18 protein-coding genes are annotated in these 18,491 nt (G+C 60.4%); 9 read left to right on the top strand and 9 right to left on the bottom strand.

Features of this window, described 5'->3' with window-relative positions:
- The 3 genes from AC2FD8_RS11800 to AC2FD8_RS11790 are packed head-to-tail and all read right to left on the bottom strand — an operon-like array spanning nucleotide 1 to nucleotide 1,455.
- Nucleotides 1-327 (bottom strand): ExbD/TolR family protein, encoded by a 327-nt coding sequence (locus AC2FD8_RS11800; protein WP_496856330.1) that lies wholly within the window; start codon nucleotides 325-327, stop codon nucleotides 1-3.
- Nucleotides 328-358: 31 nt separating this feature from the next.
- Nucleotides 359-1,024 carry a MotA/TolQ/ExbB proton channel family protein gene (locus tag AC2FD8_RS11795; RefSeq protein ID WP_496856328.1) on the bottom strand — a complete coding sequence of 222 codons (666 nt, stop codon included), beginning with the start codon at nucleotides 1,022-1,024 and terminating at the stop codon, nucleotides 359-361.
- Entirely contained in the window at nucleotides 1,021-1,455 is a 435-nt protein-coding gene (locus tag AC2FD8_RS11790; RefSeq protein ID WP_496856326.1) for a hypothetical protein, read from the bottom strand. Before AC2FD8_RS11790 ends, AC2FD8_RS11795 begins: the two co-directional genes overlap by 4 nt.
- Before the next feature lie 231 nt (nucleotides 1,456-1,686).
- Here AC2FD8_RS11790 and AC2FD8_RS11785 point away from each other — a divergent pair, with 231 nt between their 5' ends.
- The 9 genes from AC2FD8_RS11785 to AC2FD8_RS11745 all read left to right on the top strand — a co-directional run bounded on the left by AC2FD8_RS11785 (nucleotide 1,687) and on the right by AC2FD8_RS11745 (nucleotide 10,992).
- The gene (locus AC2FD8_RS11785; RefSeq protein ID WP_480566690.1) at nucleotides 1,687-2,037 is read left to right on the top strand and encodes an MbcA/ParS/Xre antitoxin family protein; all 351 of its coding nucleotides are present in this window, start codon (nucleotides 1,687-1,689) and stop codon (nucleotides 2,035-2,037) included.
- Nucleotides 2,037-2,549: an RES family NAD+ phosphorylase gene (locus tag AC2FD8_RS11780; RefSeq protein WP_496856324.1), complete on the top strand. Its 513-nt coding sequence runs from the start codon at nucleotides 2,037-2,039 to the stop codon at nucleotides 2,547-2,549. Before AC2FD8_RS11785 ends, AC2FD8_RS11780 begins: the two co-directional genes overlap by 1 nt.
- A 49-nt stretch (nucleotides 2,550-2,598) precedes the next feature.
- Nucleotides 2,599-4,152 carry a caspase family protein gene (locus tag AC2FD8_RS11775; protein WP_496856322.1) on the top strand — a complete coding sequence of 518 codons (1,554 nt, stop codon included), beginning with the start codon at nucleotides 2,599-2,601 and terminating at the stop codon, nucleotides 4,150-4,152.
- Entirely contained in the window at nucleotides 4,122-4,823 is a 702-nt protein-coding gene (locus AC2FD8_RS11770; protein WP_496856320.1) for a hypothetical protein, read from the top strand. The genes AC2FD8_RS11775 and AC2FD8_RS11770 overlap by 31 nt, the downstream gene beginning before the upstream one ends.
- A gap of 11 nt (nucleotides 4,824-4,834) precedes the next feature.
- Nucleotides 4,835-5,239: a hypothetical protein gene (locus AC2FD8_RS11765; RefSeq protein WP_170378488.1), complete on the top strand. Its 405-nt coding sequence runs from the start codon at nucleotides 4,835-4,837 to the stop codon at nucleotides 5,237-5,239.
- A gap of 221 nt (nucleotides 5,240-5,460) precedes the next feature.
- The gene (locus AC2FD8_RS11760; protein ID WP_496856318.1) at nucleotides 5,461-7,557 is read left to right on the top strand and encodes a hydantoinase/oxoprolinase family protein; all 2,097 of its coding nucleotides are present in this window, start codon (nucleotides 5,461-5,463) and stop codon (nucleotides 7,555-7,557) included.
- Nucleotides 7,554-9,194: a hydantoinase B/oxoprolinase family protein gene (locus tag AC2FD8_RS11755; RefSeq protein WP_496856316.1), complete on the top strand. Its 1,641-nt coding sequence runs from the start codon at nucleotides 7,554-7,556 to the stop codon at nucleotides 9,192-9,194. The genes AC2FD8_RS11760 and AC2FD8_RS11755 overlap by 4 nt, the downstream gene beginning before the upstream one ends.
- Nucleotides 9,191-10,258 carry a pyridoxal phosphate-dependent aminotransferase gene (locus AC2FD8_RS11750; RefSeq protein WP_496856314.1) on the top strand — a complete coding sequence of 356 codons (1,068 nt, stop codon included), beginning with the start codon at nucleotides 9,191-9,193 and terminating at the stop codon, nucleotides 10,256-10,258. The genes AC2FD8_RS11755 and AC2FD8_RS11750 overlap by 4 nt, the downstream gene beginning before the upstream one ends.
- Entirely contained in the window at nucleotides 10,255-10,992 is a 738-nt protein-coding gene (locus tag AC2FD8_RS11745; RefSeq protein ID WP_496856312.1) for a maleate cis-trans isomerase family protein, read from the top strand. The genes AC2FD8_RS11750 and AC2FD8_RS11745 overlap by 4 nt, the downstream gene beginning before the upstream one ends.
- Before the next feature lie 4 nt (nucleotides 10,993-10,996).
- On the opposite strand, the gene AC2FD8_RS11740 is transcribed toward AC2FD8_RS11745, so the two are convergent.
- The 6 genes from AC2FD8_RS11740 to AC2FD8_RS11715 all read right to left on the bottom strand — a co-directional run bounded on the left by AC2FD8_RS11740 (nucleotide 10,997) and on the right by AC2FD8_RS11715 (nucleotide 18,491).
- Entirely contained in the window at nucleotides 10,997-12,352 is a 1,356-nt protein-coding gene (locus AC2FD8_RS11740; protein ID WP_496856310.1) for an MmgE/PrpD family protein, read from the bottom strand.
- Nucleotides 12,353-12,479: 127 nt separating this feature from the next.
- Complete coding sequence (choV, locus tag AC2FD8_RS11735; RefSeq protein ID WP_496856308.1) at nucleotides 12,480-13,505, bottom strand: choline ABC transporter ATP-binding protein; 1,026 nt, start codon at nucleotides 13,503-13,505, stop codon at nucleotides 12,480-12,482.
- Between the two features lie 3 nt (nucleotides 13,506-13,508).
- The gene (gene choW / locus AC2FD8_RS11730) at nucleotides 13,509-14,339 is read right to left on the bottom strand and encodes a choline ABC transporter permease subunit (RefSeq protein ID WP_496856306.1); all 831 of its coding nucleotides are present in this window, start codon (nucleotides 14,337-14,339) and stop codon (nucleotides 13,509-13,511) included.
- Nucleotides 14,340-14,425: 86 nt separating this feature from the next.
- Nucleotides 14,426-15,352, bottom strand: coding sequence for a choline ABC transporter substrate-binding protein (gene choX / locus AC2FD8_RS11725; protein ID WP_496856304.1), 927 nt, complete (start codon nucleotides 15,350-15,352; stop codon nucleotides 14,426-14,428).
- A 340-nt stretch (nucleotides 15,353-15,692) separates the two neighbouring features.
- Complete coding sequence (locus AC2FD8_RS11720) at nucleotides 15,693-16,472, bottom strand: carnitinyl-CoA dehydratase (RefSeq protein ID WP_496856302.1); 780 nt, start codon at nucleotides 16,470-16,472, stop codon at nucleotides 15,693-15,695.
- A gap of 3 nt (nucleotides 16,473-16,475) precedes the next feature.
- Entirely contained in the window at nucleotides 16,476-18,491 is a 2,016-nt protein-coding gene (locus AC2FD8_RS11715; RefSeq protein WP_496856300.1) for an acetate--CoA ligase family protein, read from the bottom strand.

The raw sequence follows: 18,491 nt of genomic DNA, 5'->3' as shown, positions 1-18,491 counted from the left end.
CTACTCCAACACCGTCACGGTCAACCCGTCCCGACCACGCAGAGGGACCAATACATCGACAAGACGTTGCGCCGAAGTATCCGCGTCAAGGCTGATCAGAACCTGCCCGGTTTCAACTTGCGTCAGTAGATCATCCAAAGTGATCGAGGCCCCGTTCAGAACCAAACGATCCGGACCAAGCTGCAGAAACACTCTGTCCGCCGGTGCCGTGCCCCCGCTACTGCCAGCAGCGGCCTGCGTCAATTCGATCTCGGCAAATCGCGAGAAGGTGGATGAAAGCATGAAGAACAGCAGCAACAGAAAGATGACGTCGATTAACGGCGTCATCGACAAGGGGCGTCTGACAAAGGGCGCCGTGTTACGCATGTTCTGGGGCGGCGCTCGGGGTTTGTGCTCCGGCGGTTGCCTGCACTGAATGACCCGGCACCAAAATGGTCCGCAGCGCCTTGTCCGCAAAGACCCGTTCGCGTGATGTGCGGCTTTCCAACCAGGACAGAACCATCGAAGTCGGCATCGCCACCGCCAAACCTACAGCCGTTGTCACGAGGGCGACCCAGATGCCACCCGCCAGCAGCGACGGATCGACCGACGATCCGGCGGTCTGCAGGCTCTGGAACGCGTTGATCATGCCAAGCACCGTTCCGAACAATCCAAGCAGCGGGGCAAGCTGCGCCACTGTATCCAACAGGCGAAAGCCGCGCTCCAACCCGGCCAGGGCCAGACCGGCCTCGGCGTCCAGACGGTCATCCACGCCGGGCACGTCGACCCCCTCCATCGCGGCCCCAACGATCGGAGCCAGATAGCTGCTGCTGTCGTTCAGCCGCGCGCGCGCCGCTGCGCGATCGCCTGCATCCCATGCGGCCAGCGCCTCAGACAGGACCTTGTGACGACCAACCCCACAAGCCGCGAACTGCCACAGTTTATACAGCGTGACCGACAGCGTCAGAACCGACATGACGATCAAAATACCAACGACCGGCCCGCCAAGCGCCAGAATTTCGCGCAATGTGCCCAAGATGTTCATCCCAAAAGCTCCACTTTGACCCGGCTGCTGAGGCTGAGCGTATCGCGACAAATAGTGCTATCTGCACCGTCGACCACGCAGGTATTTGCGCCGTTGATCAAGGCGCGGCCCACCTGAGCGCAATCCCTACCCGGCAAATCAAACTGCCGCACGCGCGGGCGATCTGCCGGAAGGTCCCGGAAATCGAATAGCGACAGGCTGACCACGCCGCCTTCGGTGTCGAAAATCACGGTCTCGAACACGGCCTTGTCGATTGAGACCCCGGTTCCGTTCTGTACCAGGAACGTCAGGCGGCACGCGTTGCCCACATTCTGCGCTGTGTTCAATTCTATGGAAAGCCCCTCGGACGGTGCGCTTTCGGATTGCGCCCAAGTGACGCCTGGCAACACGGCCGCAAGCAATGCCGCAAAAACGATGCGATGAAACGACATGGGTGGGCTCCTGTTGTTTTCTTGCCATTCAAGGCCTCATACCCGAGGCTGCGAACAGGTAAAAGGGCCGCTCGGGCTGTCGTCAATCAACGCGCGGTCCCAAGTTGGTGAGGATCATATCGTTTGCCACGGGGTTTGATGAGGCTTGAGACGCAGCGACACAGCATGCATCCTTGAAAATCAGCAATATTGACGCTATATACTGTCAATATAACAGGATTGGAGGATGATATGCAGATTGCTCAATTCGCCGAAGGGGGGCTGTTCGAGCCTCGGAAAATCGCGGCAGCCCTGCGTACATCCGCCGAAGAGGTCGCCTTGACCGTGGGGTTGGGCAAGGACGCCCTGCAACGCCGCACGCGCATTCAATCCGACAAGACACAACGCCGCCTGCGCGAATTGATCGAGGTTCTCAACAAGGTGCAACCGCGCTTTGGCTCGGATCTGATTGCTTATGCCTGGTATCGCTCGGAACCCCTGCCCGGTTTTGACGGACGCACGGCCATGCAGCTGGTGCAGGAGGGCAAGGCGCAGCAGGTCTTGGAGTACATTGATGCCGTCGATGCCGGTGTCTATGCCTGATGCCGCTTGACGAAGGCCGGTATCGCGGGCCGCTTTTTCGTGCGTTGAATCCGATTTACGCGCGTGAACCTCTCTCGGGTCGTGGGGCCGAGCGATATGGCGGTCGGTTCAATGCAAAAGGCACAGCAGCTCTTTATACGGCGCTGGACCCGGCCACAGCCCTGCGTGAGGCCAATCAGGTCGGAGATTTGCAGCCGACGATACTGGTGTCCTACCACGCTGATCTGGGCCCGATCTTCGACACCCGAGACGATGCCGCCTTGGCCCATTACAGAATGACTGCGCCCACGCTGGCCGATCCCGGCTGGCGGTCGGCCACGCTGGATCGGCGCACCGTCCCGACGCAAGATCTGGCTGCGCAATTGATCAAGGACGGTTTTAACGGTTTGCTGGTGCGCAGCTTCGCGTCGGGGACAACTGCGACTAACCTGAACCTCGTCCTCTGGCGGTGGAGCGGTCCGGATACGCAACTGACCGTTGTAGACGATGAGGACCGGCTGGGCAGGTTGTAGAGCCCCAATCTGTCTGTGCAGTCCAAAATCCTTGCGCTAAGGTGACGACATGACTCGGGTCCGATTTTTACTGGTTTGCATAATGTCCTGTCTGGTTCTGGCGACAGGCTCGGCCCGGGCGGCTGATCGTGTGGCCTTGCTGATCGGCAATTCCGACTACCGCGCCCCGGATATGGCGCTGCGCAACCCGGTCAACGATGTTGAGGCTTTGGGCGCAGCCCTGCGCGAGCTTGGCTTTGCCGTGACCGAAGCCACCGACCAGAACGCAGCCTCGATGGATCGGGCGGTGCACGCCTTTGGGCAGGCGGCGCAGGGCGCTGAAATGGCTGTCTTCTTCTATGCCGGCCACGGGGTACAGATCGGCGGTCAGAACCACCTGATTGGAACAGAATTTTCAGGGAATGACCTGACCGCCCTCAGCCGCAGCTCGATCACAATCGACCGGGTGCGCGATGTTTTGGCCAAGGCGGGGCCGGATGTCGGCATCCTGTTGCTGGATGCTTGCCGCAACAACCCGTTCTCGGATAAAGGGATCGTCGAACAGGGTCTGGTCCGCATCCGGGGCGGTGCAGGGTTGCTGATCGCCTATGCCACTGACCCCGGCAACGTGGCCTATGACGGGCTGGGCGACAACAGCGTCTTCACCTCCAGCCTTTTGGACCACATCGCGACGCCCGATCTGGACGTGCGGCTGATGCTGGGTCGGGTGCGTCAGCAAGTGGTTCTGGACACAGAAGGCCGCCAGATCCCATGGGTCGAAGAATCCGTGCTGAATGAGCATAGTTTCGCACCGGGTTTGTCCCCGGCCAGTCCCAAGGACGCTTTTGAAGCCGATATGGCCCATTGGCGGAACATTTCCGCAAGCAGTGATCAAGCCGACTTCAAAGACTATCTGCAAACCTATCCCGATGGCCTGTTCGCCGCTTTCGCACATGACCGGATTGAGCTGTTGAGGAACACCGCAACCGCCCCAGCCGCGCCGATCAGCGCCACCTTGGCAGCTGCAGAGCCCGACAAGCTGGCCGCCGCCCTATCCACCCTTGGGCTGATGCCGGATGGGCCAAGCCGCAACCTGGAACCTGCCCTCGATCAGTATCGCCGTCGCCTGCCGCTGCAGGAAACCGCAACGCCCGAGCGTCTGTTTGAAGACGCCGCCGAAGTCTCGGTCTTTCTGGCCGCCACGACATTGCAGAGCCTGCGCACCGATATCGTTGCACTGCGCAGTGTCGAACGCACTCTGGCCGTTGCCGAAAACGCATTGGGCCAGATCGAAGAGATCGCGCGCTCGGACCCTGCCGCGCTGCCGGTGCTGCAGCAGGCCCGCAATGATATCTACGACATCTATCGCTCACGCGGTGTTATTCTAAGGCGGCTGGATCAAAGCCGCAGTTACTACGACGAACTTTTAACCCGCGCTGTGGTGTTTTTTCCATCCGAGCCGGGCGCAGATTTCTTTGACGCGGCGGCAACTTCGCGTAACCTCGGGCAAGCTCACGCGCGCTTAAGCGAGGATGCCACATTATTTCTGCGCCATGTGGCGCAAGCAGAAGATAGTAAAAAAGGGAGTTATCAATGGCTGGCAGATCTTATTCCACCCGGCTGATCGCCGCATTGTTAGGGGCATCTTTGGCTTTGTCCGCCTGCGGTAGCAGCAGCGAGCCTGAAACGCTGAGGTCTGTGGGCACCGGCTCAAGCCAGGCGGAGGCCGATCTGGCAAAGCAGGCGGCAGCCCTGCAAAAGACGATCCTGCAAGGGGCGATCGCGGGCGGCGTCACAGGGGGGGCGATTGGCTTTGGGTTGGGCGGTTCTGACGACGTTGGCTCGGGCATCGCCATTGGGCTGGGTGCAGGCGCTCTGGCTGGTACCTATGTGGCCTATGTGCAGCGCAGCTATGCCGGTCGCGAAAGACGGCTGCGTCAGATCAAATCCGATCTGGACCGGAATGCCGCCGAAATGCAGACGACGTTGAACGTGATGAACGAAGTTCTGGTGGCGCAAAAGGCCGAGCTGGACGCACTGAACGCCCGCGCGGCAGCAGGCACCGTGGATCAGGCCGAGCTGCAACGAGAGTTGACCGAGGCCAATGGCAATCTGGCACAGATGGAGCTGGCCATTGACGGGGCAACCAAACGACAGGCCGAATTCGCCGAGGCACGTAGTCTGACGATCAAGCGCCGCCAAACCACCTCTCCCATTGACGGTGATCTTCAGGCGCTATCAAACCAGATTTCGCAGATGCGCGGGATCGCCAGCGATCTGGCGTCGTCGCTGTGACAGGGCAGACCATGATCACACGCATTGCTCTGCCTTGCCTTCTGTTGGCCGCCTGCCAAACCACCACGGACCCGGCGGACGGAGGGTTCTTCGCTGGCGTATCCGGCATTGCGACCGGAGCCTATGATGATCGGATCGAAGCCGCCGAGGGCGATGTGGCGACAGCTCAGGCCCGCAACGACGCATTGGCGGCGCAGATCAGGTCCTCGGAATCGGAACTGGCGCAACTGAAATTGAAAATCCTGCAACAGCGCGATGCCATCGGCGGCGGCGACCCCGCCACAGCCGCCAGAATCGACAGGGTGCTGAACGCAAAGCCCCAAGGCACCACTGCCGAGGCGCAATTGCAGGCCTTGCAGCGCAGTATTTCCGAGGCCCGCGCGCTAAGTGCGGATTTGGCGCGGCTGTCGGGATAAGCCCTGCAGCGAAGTTCAGGTATTTACGTCGCTGGAAAGCCGCGATGTCGCAAATGCGCTAGCAGTGACGTAAAAACCGACCGACAATTCCTTATGACTTGTCAGTGCATCCCAACTCGTATGGATCGCCGGGCCACCGGCTGCAACTTGGTGGCACCGCGTCGGTAACAGGCCGAACGGGCGCTATGCCCAAACTGTTACAGACGACAACGGACCCTTCCATGACACCTGCTCTGCGCCTCGCCATAGATATTGGCGGCACGTTTACCGATACCGTCCTTGTTTCAGGCAATGAAACGATATTGGCCTCGACCAAAACCCTGACCACGCACCAAAACCCGGCCGAAGGCGCGATGGAAGGGGCGTTACGCGTAGTGGAAAGCGCGGGGCGGTCCCTGGCCGAAGTGACCGGCTTCATCCACGGCACCACACTGGCCACCAACGCTCTGATCGAGCGGCGCGGGGCCACCGTGGCAACCGTCGCGACTGAAGGCTTCCGCGATATCCTCGAAATCGCCTACGAACGGCGCTATGCGCAGTATGATATCAATCTGGAAAAACCCGATCTTCTTGTCCCGCGTGAACGCTCTCTGACCGTTCGCGAGCGAATGTCCGCGGCCGGTGAGGTTCTGATCGAACTGGAAGACGGCGCTATTGACGCGCTTGTGGCTGAAATCGACGCCAGCGGGGCGGATGCGATTGCGATCTGCCTTATGCATTCCTACGCGAACCCCACGCATGAACGTCGGCTGCGCGATGCTCTTGCCGAACAACGCCCCGATCTGACCTTGTCGATCTCATCCGATGTCAGCCCCGAGGCGCGCGAGTTTGACCGGCTCTGCACTACGGTTGCCAACGCCTATATCCAACCGTTGATGGAGACATATCTGACCCGCTTCGTCGAAAAGTTCCAAGCCGAAGGGGTCACTTGCCCGATCCTGATGATGACCGCTGGTGGCGGGATGTGTACCCTCCAGACCGCCATGCGTTTCCCGATCCGGTTGGTCGAAAGCGGCCCTGCCGGAGGGGCCATTCTAGCGGCGCGTATCGCCGCTCGGGCCGGGTTGGATCAGGTATTGTCCTTCGACATGGGCGGCACGACCGCCAAGCTCTGCCTGATCGACAATGCCCGGCCCCAAACCTCGCGCCAGTTCGAGATCGCGCGGGCGGCGCGGTTCATTAAGGGCTCAGGCATGCCGGTGCGTATTCCGGTGATCGAGATGATCGAAATCGGCGCAGGCGGAGGTTCCATCGCCGGTGTAGACCGGCTGGGCCGTCTGATCGTAGGGCCAAAATCGGCAGGCTCGGAACCCGGCCCGGTGGCTTTCGGGCGCGGCGGGACCGAGCCGACCGTGACCGACAGCGATATCGCTCTGGGCTACATCGTGCCCGACACTTTTGCCGAAGGGTTCATCCAGATCGACCCCGAGGCGTCAAACAAGGCGTTGCAACGCGTGATCGGCACAGCGCTTGAAACAGACGCGACAGGGGCCGCTGACGGGGTCAGCCGCATTGTGGATGAAAGCATGGCCAGCGCCGGGCGGATGCACGCGGTGGAGTCGGGCAAGGACCTCGGGTCCCGCACCATGATCGCTTTTGGCGGCAACGGCCCCCTCCATGCCAGCCGCGTGGCCCGATCTTCGGGCATTGACCGGATCGTGGTGCCTCCAAATCCCGGTGTTGGCTCAGCCGTGGGCTTTCTGTTCGCGCCCGTGTCATTTGAGATCGTGCGCTCGTACTATTCTCTACTGGGAAGGTTGGATTTCACGGCGATCAACGGCCTTTTTGACGATATGATCGCCGAGGCCAGCGCCGTCGTTGCCCAAGGTGCCGGAGATGCACCGACCGAAATCCGACGCTCGGCCTTTATGCGCTATAGCGGTCAGGGGCATGAGATTGAGATTTCGCTGCCCGACCGCACACTTACCCCCGAAGACCTCGCCCCGCTGACCGAAGCGTTTGAAACCGAGTACCGCAAGCAATTCTCGCGCCCCGTTCCAGGCATGCAGATCGAGATTCTGAACTGGGCTGTGCGGGTTGCGACACCGGACGCTGCTGTTCCTGATCTACCTGCCACCCTGGCGGTGACCACGATGACGCCTTCAGAAACCCGACCCATCATTTGTGATGTAGACGGGCAGATGAAACAGGCTGGTTTTGTGGCCCGCGCCAACCTCAACCCCGGTGACCGCATCTGCGGCCCCGCGTTGATCCATGAACCACAGACGACAACACTCGTCTCAGCCGATTTTTCGGCCCATGTGGACGCCATCGGAAACCTCGTCCTGATCCGCGACCAGAAAGGAGGCACGCAATGACCCCTGCCCGACTACAGGTGATGTGGAACCGGCTGCTGGCGGTTGTCGAGGAACAGGGTCAAACCCTGATCCGCGCTGCCTTCAGCCCGATTGTACGCGAATGCGGCGACATTTCCGCCGGAATTTTCGACGTGAATGGCCGGATGCTGGCGCAGGCCGTGACCGGCACGCCCGGCCATATCAACACCATGGCCGAAGCCGTTCAGCACCTGCGCGCCGCTTTCCCGGTTCAAACGATGAAACCCGGCGACATCTATATGACCAACGATCCTTGGCTCGCTTCGGGTCACCTGAACGACTTCCTGCTGATGATGCCCGCCTTCAAGGACGGCAAAGTCGTGGGCTTTACCTCCTGCACCTCGCATCTGGTCGATCTGGGCGGGCTGGGCATGGGGCCAGAAGGTTCGGATATCTATGACGAGGGTCTGCTGATCCCACCCTGCAAACTGGTCGAGGAAGGCACGCCGAACGCCCTGCTGCTGGACATCATCCGCGCCAACAGCCGTGAACCCGTGGCCAATGAGGGCGACATTTATGCCCTGATCGCCTGCTGCGAGGCTGGGGTGAACCGGTTGGTGTCGATGATGGAGGAATTCGACATCGACGATCTGGACGCACTGGGGGCCTACATCATCGACACCTCGCGCCGGGGCACTCTGGCCGCCATCGCCGAGGTGCCTGAAGGCGTCTACAAGAACGTCCTGAAGATGGACGGGTATGAGAATGAACTGGAACTACACGCCACCCTGACCGTCAGCGCCGACGGGATGCATGTGGATTTCACGGGCACCTCCGGCTGTTCACGCAAGGGCATCAACGTGCCACTGAATTATGCCACTGCCTATACCGTTTTTGCCCTGCGCTGCATTGTCGGCTCGGACATTCCAAACAATGCAGGCTCGCTGGAGCCGTTCACCGTCGACGGCCCCAAGGGCTGTATCCTGAACGCGCAGCGCCCGGTGCCCGTCGCGATGCGTCATACGCTGGGTCAGGTCACCCCCGATCTGGTTCTTGGCTGCCTGCATAAGGCCCTGCCCGATCAGGTCCCGGCAGAGGGCGCATCCTGCATGTTCGACCTGCCCATGCGCCATGCTCCCGAAGTGGCCCGTGACGGAGGCCGCGAATTCGCGGTCGAGCCCGTGCATAACGGCGGCACGGGCGCGCGACCTCATGCGGATGGGTTGTCGGCAACGGCCTACCCTTCGGGCGTGTTCGGCAGCCAGGTCGAGATCACTGAAAGTGCCGCCCCCGTCACGATCTGGCGGCGCGAGCTTCGGCCGGACTCGGGCGGTGCGGGCAAATACCGCGGTGGGTTGGGGCAACGGATCGAGATGACCTCGGCCAACGGCGCGCCCTTCATCGTGTTCCTCTCGGTCGAGCGGCTGAAATTCCCCGCGCTTGGCCGGATGGGCGGCCAACCCGGAGCACCCGGACTTATCAGGTTCCGTGATGGCGAGGAGGATATCCCCGGCAAGGGAGAGCTGCGCGTCGAAGACGACGATTACCTGATTTTTGAAACCCCCGGCGGCGGCGGTTTCGGCGCCCCAACAGACCGGGACCCGGATGCGCTGGCACTGGATCTCAAGCGTGGACTGGTTAGCGCCGAAGGGGCCAAAGCATATCGAGGTGCCTCATGATCCGGCCCGTCCCCCATGTTGGCGCCATGGCCGCCTATGCGCTGGCCGATCTTGGTGGTCCGCAGACGATTTCACTGGCCCAGAACGAAAGCGCTTTTCCCGCCAGCCCTGCTGCCATTGCCGCCGGACAGGCCGCGATGGCCGACATGCCACTCTATCCTGATCCGGAATGGCGCAATCTACGCGCAGCGATAGCCGAGGTGCATGGGCTGGACCCCGCCAATATCTTGTGCGGGGCGGGGTCGATGGAACTGATTGGTTGTCTGATCCGCGCCTATGCCGGGCAAGGCGACCGCGTGCTGGGTACAGATTACGGCTATGCTTTTGTCGCCTCGGGCACCGCGCAAGTGCAGGCGGACTATGCCAAGGCGCGTGAGATCGACCTGACTGTTTCTGTGGATGACATTCTGAGCGCAGTCACTCAAGAAACCCGCATCGTCTTCATCTGCAATCCCGGCAACCCGACCGGAACGGTGATCCCGAATGCCGAGATCGTGCGTCTGCGGACCAACCTGCCCCAAAACATTCTGTTGGTCGTCGATCAGGCCTATGCCGAGTTCTCGGATGCCGAACATGATCCGGCAGAGATATTCGCCTTGGTCCAGCGCGGCGATACGGTCATCACCCGGACGTTTTCCAAAGCCTACGGGCTGGCGGGTGCTCGGGTCGGGTGGGCCTATTCCCCGCCCGAGATCGGAGCAGAGCTGCGCAAGCTGTTGAACCCCAACAATGTCTCGATCCCTTCGCAGGCAGCGGCTGCCGCAGCGATGCAAGATCAGGCCCATATGCGGCAGGTCGTGGCAAAAACCGCCCGTATTCGCGAGGCGTTCACCGAAGATTGCCGCGTTTTGGGGCTAACCGTCCCGCAAAGCTATACGAATTTCACCCTGTTGCGCTTTGCCTCCGTCGAGCAGGCGCAACGGGCCGATACGGCGTTGCGCGCCGAAAACCTGTTGATGCGCGGGATGGGCGGCTATGGCCTGAGCGATTGCCTGCGTGCCACGATCTGCACACAGGATGTCATGAACCGCGCCCGCGACGTGTTGGAAGGAGTGCTGTCATGACCGAGACCCGAACCGCCGCCAAGATCGGCGTTCTGGTGCCCTTCACCAACACAAACCTTGAGCCGGACATGGCGTTGATGCGCCCACCCAACACCACGCTGCATTTCCAGCGCATGGGTGGGTATGACGTGGACGAAATCCCCGGATCGGACCAGATGGCCGGTTTGGGCGCATCGGATATCAGCCATGATCTGCGGATGATCTCAGGCGTGCGGCCCGACATTGTTCTGTACGGCTGCACCTCGGCCACGCTGACCCATGGCCCATCCTTCGACACCGAGCTGGCCGAAAAGATCAAATCCGGCGCCAATGCCAAGTCGATCACAGCCGCGAGCGCTCTGATCGCGGGCATTCATGCGTTGGGGGCCAATAAAGTCGGTTTTTCGTCGCCTTATCTGGGCGAGATCAACACTCAGGCCGTTGCGTTTATGGACCAGAACGGGATCGAAACTGTCAAATGCGCCGATGTGGGCCGCGAACTGGGCAACTACGGTCAGGGAGAATTGACCCCGGACGAAGTTTTCGACCTCGCCTGTCACGCCGACCATCCGCAGGCCGACGCAATTGTTCTAAGCTGCACCGACATGCGGTCCGTCGAGGCCATCGAGCGGGTTGAGGCCGCTTTGGACAAGCCCGTTGTCACGTCCAATCAGGCAATGATGTTCTGCCTGTTGCGCGAACTCGGGCTGCCGCGACATCAGGGGCTACCGGGGCGATTGTTCGACTGTATTTGAGGGGCTAGGAGCCGGGCGGAGCGTCATAGATCAACGCCCCAAGATCCGAGAAAGCCGATACCGGATCTCTCAACCCCAGAACGGCGTCACGTATGGCAGCGGCCCTTGTCTCGCCAAGCGAAGGCGTCGCAAACTTCATGAATTTCGCGACAACTTCACCCTGATCCATAGGAGCCTCGGGGCCGCCGCGTGCGTGGACGTCGCCCGTTTCCAGCACCCGCCCGTCGTGCAAGCGGATCGTGACATCGGCGATGCGGCACTCGGGGAACCGGGCCGAATGGCGCGTGTCTTCGGTAACGGAAATACGTTCCAACAAAGAGGCCACCAAAGGATCAGACAGTCCCGCGCCCGTGATATGCTCGACCCCGATCCGCCCATAGGCCATCATCACCGCCACCGCGAATGGCAGGGAATACTGCGCCTTTGACGTGTCGTCGGGCATGCCCTGGAACAGACAGGCGCTCTCGCGGAAGGTATTGACCTGGACCGAGGCGATGTCTTCATGGCTCAGGTCATGGTCGCGCATAAGCTGCCGGACAGCGTCGATCGCGGCGTGTGCCCAACGGCAGATCGGATAGGGTTTCACATATTGATGCTGCATCTGCCAGAACTGCCCAAGGTTCTGCCAGTGGCTCGTGACCTCCTCGGCCTCAATGGTGATCGCGGGCGCGCCGGTAAAGCCTTTCTCGGCCAAAACGGCCGAAGACACACCAACCAAAGCCCCCCAGCCAGATCCGTCATGCAGCATGGTGGGGTTGGCGATCTCGCGCATCATCTGGCTGCGGGGGCCGTGATATTCGGCAATGCCCATCGCTTGCCGCAATTGGCCCACTCCCAACCCACGCATTCGAGCCGCGACTGCGACGACGCCCAAAGCGTTCCACGCCCCTGATGTGTGATAGTCACTGACCGTATCATGCAGAGAAATCCCGGCGCGCCCGGCGACCTCATATCCGATGGTGACAGCGGTCAGAGCTTCGAGTCCTGAAAAATCCGGAACCGTTTCCGCCAGCGCGCAAAGCGCCGGGACAACAGCGACACCGATATGCCCTTTGGTCGGATTATAGCCGTCATGCCCGTCCAGATTGTCTGTCTGTGTTGCAGCCGCATAGGCGCATCCGGCGGCACTGACCCGGCGGCCATCAAACAACATCCGCGCACCAAAAGCCGGATCACCTGCCCCATAAAGCGCAAAGGCGGTTTCCCGGGCGATGACCCCAGCCGCCATAGGACCCGATGCAATCGTAATGCCCAGCGTGTCCAGCAGCATCAACGCGGCGGCGTTCAGTGTTGCATCAGGGATATCCTCGGGTGTTATACCAAGGGTGAAATCAGCAACTCTCTGGAAGGTATCTGTCACGGCCTGCTCCTAGCTCAACACCTCTCAGGGCAGGTTAGGAGGTTTCGAACGGGATGGCACGAAAACAATTGAGAACGAACGGTCCGACGCCGTGATGCCGAACCGCCCCATGCCAAAAGTCCGGGGATTATTGCCCCATCGGATCAACCAGCTTGTTCAACACGCGGTCTTTTGTAACCTGACCGATGATCGCCCCGTTCTCGGTCACGCCAACCGGCGCGTTGTTCTGGTCGAAGCCCTGAATGACGTCGCGAATATCCGTATCCGCATCAATCGAGCGGTCCGGCGTACCGGTGGCAGGCTCCATCACGTCCCGCGCGCGCAGAACGCCCAGTGGGTTCATATGCGCGACAAAGTCAGCCACATACTCGTCCTCGGGTTTCGAGTAGATCTCGGACGGGGTGCCGCATTGCACGATGCGACCGCCCTCCATGATGGCTATGCGATTGCCGATCTTGAAGGCCTCATCAAGGTCATGAGACACAAAGATGATCGTGCGTTTCAGCTTTTCCTGCAGGCGCAGCAGTTCATCCTGCAGCTTGGTCCGGATCAGCGGATCGAGGGCCGAGAACGGCTCATCCATCAGCAGGATCGGTGCTTGGGTTGAAAAGGCACGGGCCAGACCGACGCGTTGTTGCATACCACCCGACAGCTCTCCGACCTTGCGATCCGCCCAGTCGGATAGGCCGACCAGAGCAAGCTGCTCATCAGTGCGCTGCAGCCTCTCGGTGCGGGACATGCCCGACAGCTCCAGCCCCAGCCAGACGTTTTCGCGCACCGTGCGCCATGGCAGCAGGCCGAATTGCTGGAACACCATCGCGATATGGTTCTGCCGCATCCGGCGCAGGGTACGGGTGTCAGCGTTGGTGACATCCACCATTTCCGACCCGTCCGAGACCCGAACCGCGCCACGGATCACCGGGTTCAACCCGTTCACCGCGCGCAACAACGTGGATTTGCCCGAACCAGACAACCCCATCAGCACCAGCGTTTCGCCCTCATGCACAGTCAGCGAGCAATTGTGGACGCCCAGCACCTGACCACAGGCTTCTTTCACGGTTGCCCGGTCTTTGCCTTCGTCCATGAAGGGCAACGCACTTTTGGGGTCGTTGCCGAAAACGATTGAAACATTGTCAAACTCAACTGCGGTCATGGATCAATGCTCCACTCTGAGGACGCGATCGAGGATGATCGCAACAACAACGATGACAAAGCCAGACTCGAAACCAAGGGCCGTGTTCACCTGATTGAGCGCCCGCACGACCGGCACACCCAGGCCGTCAGCACCGACCAGAGCGGCGATCACAACCATCGACAGCGACAGCATGATAGTCTGGTTCAGACCGGTCATGATCTGAGGCAGCGCATAGGGCAGTTCGACCTTCCACAGGGTCTGGGATTTGGTCGCGCCAAAGGCCTCGGCCGCTTCAAGCAACGGGGTCGGCGTCGATGACACACCCAGATGCGTCAAACGGATCGGAGCAGGTAAAACGAAAATCACGGTTGCAATCAGGCCCGGTACCATGCCGATACCAAAGAACACGATCGCGGGGATCAGATAGACGAAAGTCGGCAGGGTCTGCATCAGGTCCAGCACCGGCCGCATGGCGACATAGAGCCTGGGCCTATGCGCCGCTGCAATACCAATGGGCATGCCAATGGCCATGCAGACCAGACAGGAGGAAAGAACCAAAGTCAGGCTTTCTGTCGTTTCTTCCCAATATCCCTGATTGAGAATGAACAGGAATCCCAGCGCCACAAACAGGCAAACTTTCCAATTGCGTTGCAACAGCCACGTGATGCCCACGAAGACGCCCACAACGATCAAAGGATGCGGGGTTTGCAACACCCATAAAATGCCATCAATCAGCGCCTCAAGAACCCAGGACAACCAATCAAAAAATGGCTCCCCTATCTCTTGAAGCCATTCAAAGACCGCTCGGGCCGTCTTGCCGACGGGTATCTTGTTGTCGGTCAGCCAATCCATCTGTCCGCCTTTCAGAGTATTCCGGGCCTGAGATCAGGCCACAAAAAAGCCCTCCGCCACTGACACGTGGCGAAGGGCGTTATAGGTTATTGACCCAGTGCTGCGTTTACTGCGGCAGCTGCGTCACCGCCATCAATGGTGGTCACGCCATCCAGCCATGCGGTGTAAGCGTCCGGGTTGGCCTTCAGCCACGCACTGGCCGCGTCTGCGGGATCTTCACTATCATCGAGGATCGAGGCCATGATCTCGTTTTCCATCGCCAGCGAGAATTCCAGATTGTTCAGCAGCGCGCCAACATTCGGGCACTCTTCGGCATAGCCTTGGCGGGTGTTGGTAAACACGGTCGCGCCGCCGAAATTGGGGCCAAAGAATTCATCGCCACCGGTCAGGTAGGACATCTCGAAATTGGCGTTCATCGGATGCGGTTCCCAGCCCAGGAACACGATCGGATCGCCCTTGCGCGAGGCACGATCGACCTGCGCCAGCATGCCTTGTTCAGAGCTTTCTGCGACTTCAAAACCAGAGAGGCCAAACGAATCGCCGTCGATCATGGATTGAATCAGGCGGTTGCCGTCATTGCCCGGCTCGATTCCGAAGATTTTGCCGTCCAAAGCATCGGAATGCTTTGTGATATCCGCGAAATCCTTGATGCCCAGCTCGGCTGCTGCGGCGTTGACAGCCAGCGTGTACTTGGCGCCTTCAAGGTTCGCGCGCACGGTTTCAACCGTTCCCGCCTCGCGATACGGTGCGATATCGCCTTCCATCGTCGGCATCCAGTTGCCCAGGAACACGTCGATATCGCCTTCGGCCATCGAGGTGTAAGTCACTGGAACCGAAAGGATCTTGATATCGGTATCGTACCCCAGAGCGTCAAGAATCGTTGTCGTTGCGGCAGTGGTCGCGGTGATATCGGTCCAGCCGACATCCGAGAATACGACCTCGTCGCAATTGGCCAATGCCGCCCCGGCAGATGCCAGAATGGCAAGGGTTGAAATGGTTGTTAGGGCTTTCACTGTAGCCTCCCTGTTTTTTTGATTGACTGGTTAGTTAGGAAAAATAAATGACATATAGTCAAGTCCAATTGTTCACATGCAACCGGATTCAGGCAACAGTTTCTGTCGCGCGCTGAACAATTCACGGATTACTTGGCATGGATTTCAGTTTGGCTACGTGCGGATTGCAGCGCAGGTTTGAGTTGCAGATGCCCCTGGGGACAGGCATGTCCTAGTTCAATATGACACGCGAATGCAATCCGTTAGCAGGTCGCCCAGGAAACCTTTGGGAGCAGCTGATCCGGTGCTACGACACCATCGAAAGATGGAACCGTCGAGAGGGTTCAGCCCCCAGACTTGCTTATTTGCCTTTCCAGACAGGATCACGTTTTTCCGCAAACGCGCGCGCGCCTTCCAGCTGGTCCTCGCTGGCATAGAGAGTATCGACTGTGCGCAGCTGGCGTTTCGTAATACGGTTCATGGCGTCCTGAAATTTGCTGTCTTCGGCATCGCGTACGACCTCTTTGATCGCGGCATAGACCAGCGGCGGGCCCGAGGCCAACAGGCGGGCGAGTTCCCATGCGCGGTCCATCAGCTGATCGGCGGCCACGATCTCATTCACCAAGCCCCAACGGTTGGCTTCCTCCGCGTCGAACCAGCGGCCCGTCAGCAGCAGCTCCATCGCGATGTGATACGGGATGCGTTTGGGCAGTTTGACGCTGGCCGCATCCGCCACGGTGCCCGAGCGGATTTCCGGCAGGGCAAAACTCGCATGGTCCGCGGCGAGGATCATGTCGGCGGACAGCGCAAGCTCCAACCCTCCGCCACAAGCAATGCCGTTTACAGCTGCGATGACGGGCTTGTTCATGTCCCGCAATTCCTGCAGGCCGCCAAAGCCGCCAACGCCGTAGTCCCCATCGACCGCATCACCATCGGCTGCGGCTTTCAGGTCCCATCCGGGGCAAAAGAACTTCTCTCCCGCACCTGTCAGGATCGCGACGCGCAGGTCCGGGTCGTCGCGGAACTCGGCAAAGACTTCTCCCATGACGCGGCTGGTGGCCAGATCAATGGCATTGGCCTTGGGCCGGTCCAATGTGACCTCAAGAATCGCGCCGTCGCGGCGGGTTTTGATCGGGTCCATATCTCAGGCCTTTCTGATGAGGGCATCCACAGCCACCGCCTTTTCGGGCGTGCAGAGGAGCGGGTTAATTTCGACCTCGCCAAGCGTGTCGGCGTTTTGCATGACATAGGCCTGAACGGCCTCAACAGCGGCAACAATGGCATCCATATCAGCCGCCGGTTGGCCGCGATAGCCTGCCAAAAGCGGTGCAATCTTCAATTTGCCCAAGGCGTTGCGGATGCCGTCGGCAGAACTGGGCACCAGCAGGGATACGGTATCGCGCAGCACTTCGGTCAGAACACCGCCTGCGCCCAGGGTCAGGACAAACCCATGCGCCGGATCGCGCACCACGCCCACAAGAAGCTCGGCCACTGTTCCGGTGATCATCTCTTCGATCAGAATTTCAGGGGTCCCAATATCCGTGGCGACATCGGCCACGTCTTCGGCGAGAACACCCAAACGTACAGCCGCGTGCTCGGATTTATGCGCAAGCCCAACACCCTTAACCGCAAAGGGCGCGTCCATGTCCTTGGCGGCGGCGCGTGCCTGATCAGCACCTGTGGCTGTACGGTTCTGCGGGATGCGCAGTCCGCACTGGGCCAGAACGCATTTGGACTCGCCTTCGGTGAGTGTCCTTTTGGCCTCGGCTGTTCCGGGCAGCGTGATCGGTTTAGCCGAGGGCGCTGTGATCTGGCCTGCCGCTTCGGTTGCCGCAAGGGCTTCGCGCAGCCCCATGAAGGGCACCACACCGCCATCCATAAGCCCCTGCGCCACATCTTCGGGAAGCAATTCCGGCAGTGTCGCGGCAACAGCAAATCGCGCGCCCGTTTCCGCGCGCACTTGCATCGCCGCACGAGAGGCGTAGGCCCAGTCGCTCGCATCCGTGGTGGGATAGTCGAGGATCGAAAAAGTCAGATCGATGCCATTGCCCGTCATCCCGGCCCAGGCCTTTGCCATCGCCGCTTCATCGCGCCAGATATAAGTGTGGTAGTCCAGCGGGTTATTCAGCGCCACCATCGGACCGAGTGCCTGTCGCAGGTGGTCAAGCTGACCGTCGCTTAGGCGCGGGAAAGATAACCCGGTTCCAACGGCCATGTCCGCAATCAGGCTCGCCTCGCCCCCGGAACAACTGATCGACGCTATGTTGCTGCCCGGAAGCGGGCCATAGCAATGCAGCAGTTTTAGCGTCTCCAAAAAATCAGGCAAGGCCGAAAGGCGCGGAATGCCGAGCCGCTCCAAAAGGGCCTGCGCACCTGCGTCGCTTCCGGCCAGAGAGGCGGTATGCGACACGGTTGCGGCCTGCGCCTGCTCGGACGCGCCGATCTTGAGCGCCACCAGAGGGACACCTTTGGAATGCGCTTTGGCTGCCAGAGCCTCCCATTCGCGGATGTTTTTGAAACCTTCGATATGCAGGCCTACAGCCGTCACACGCGGATCGTCCAGCAAGGCCGAGGCGATCTGCGCCTGACTGGTTTGCGCCATGTTCCCGCAGGCCACCATATAGGCGATGGGCAGCGCGCGTTTCTGCATGGTCAAGTTGATCGAGATATTCGAGCTTTGCGTAAGGATCGCAACGCCGGACTCGACCGGCTTGGCCCCGTGCTGATCGGGCCACAACAAAGCCCCATCCAACGCGTTGATGAAACCATAGCAATTGGGGCCAAGAATGGGCATGTCGCCCGCAGCTGCGACCAGTTGTGCCTGTAGATCGCCGCCTGTGTCATCCTCCGCCACGGCCTCGGAAAAGCCTGACGCAAAACACACTGCACCGCCTGCGCCAGTGGCGGAAAGGGTGCGAACCGCCTCAATCGTGGCATGGCGGTTGATGCCGATGAAAACGGCATCCGGCGATGCTGGCAGGTCTTCGAGACTGGCATAGGCCCTATGGCCAGCGATTTCGGTCGCTTTGGGGTGAACAGGCCAGATCTGACCCGCATAGCCCATACGTTCAGATTGCAGAATGACCTGCTGACACCAAGCACCACCGCCGATCACGGCGATGGATTTCGGGCGCAAAAGCCGGGTGAGGTCTTTGGTCAT

The sequence above is a fragment of the Ruegeria sp. YTSC192 genome, from assembly GCF_059609705.1.
Note: the sequence above shows the minus strand (reverse complement) of the source record. Positions and strands in the feature narration are given on the sequence as shown.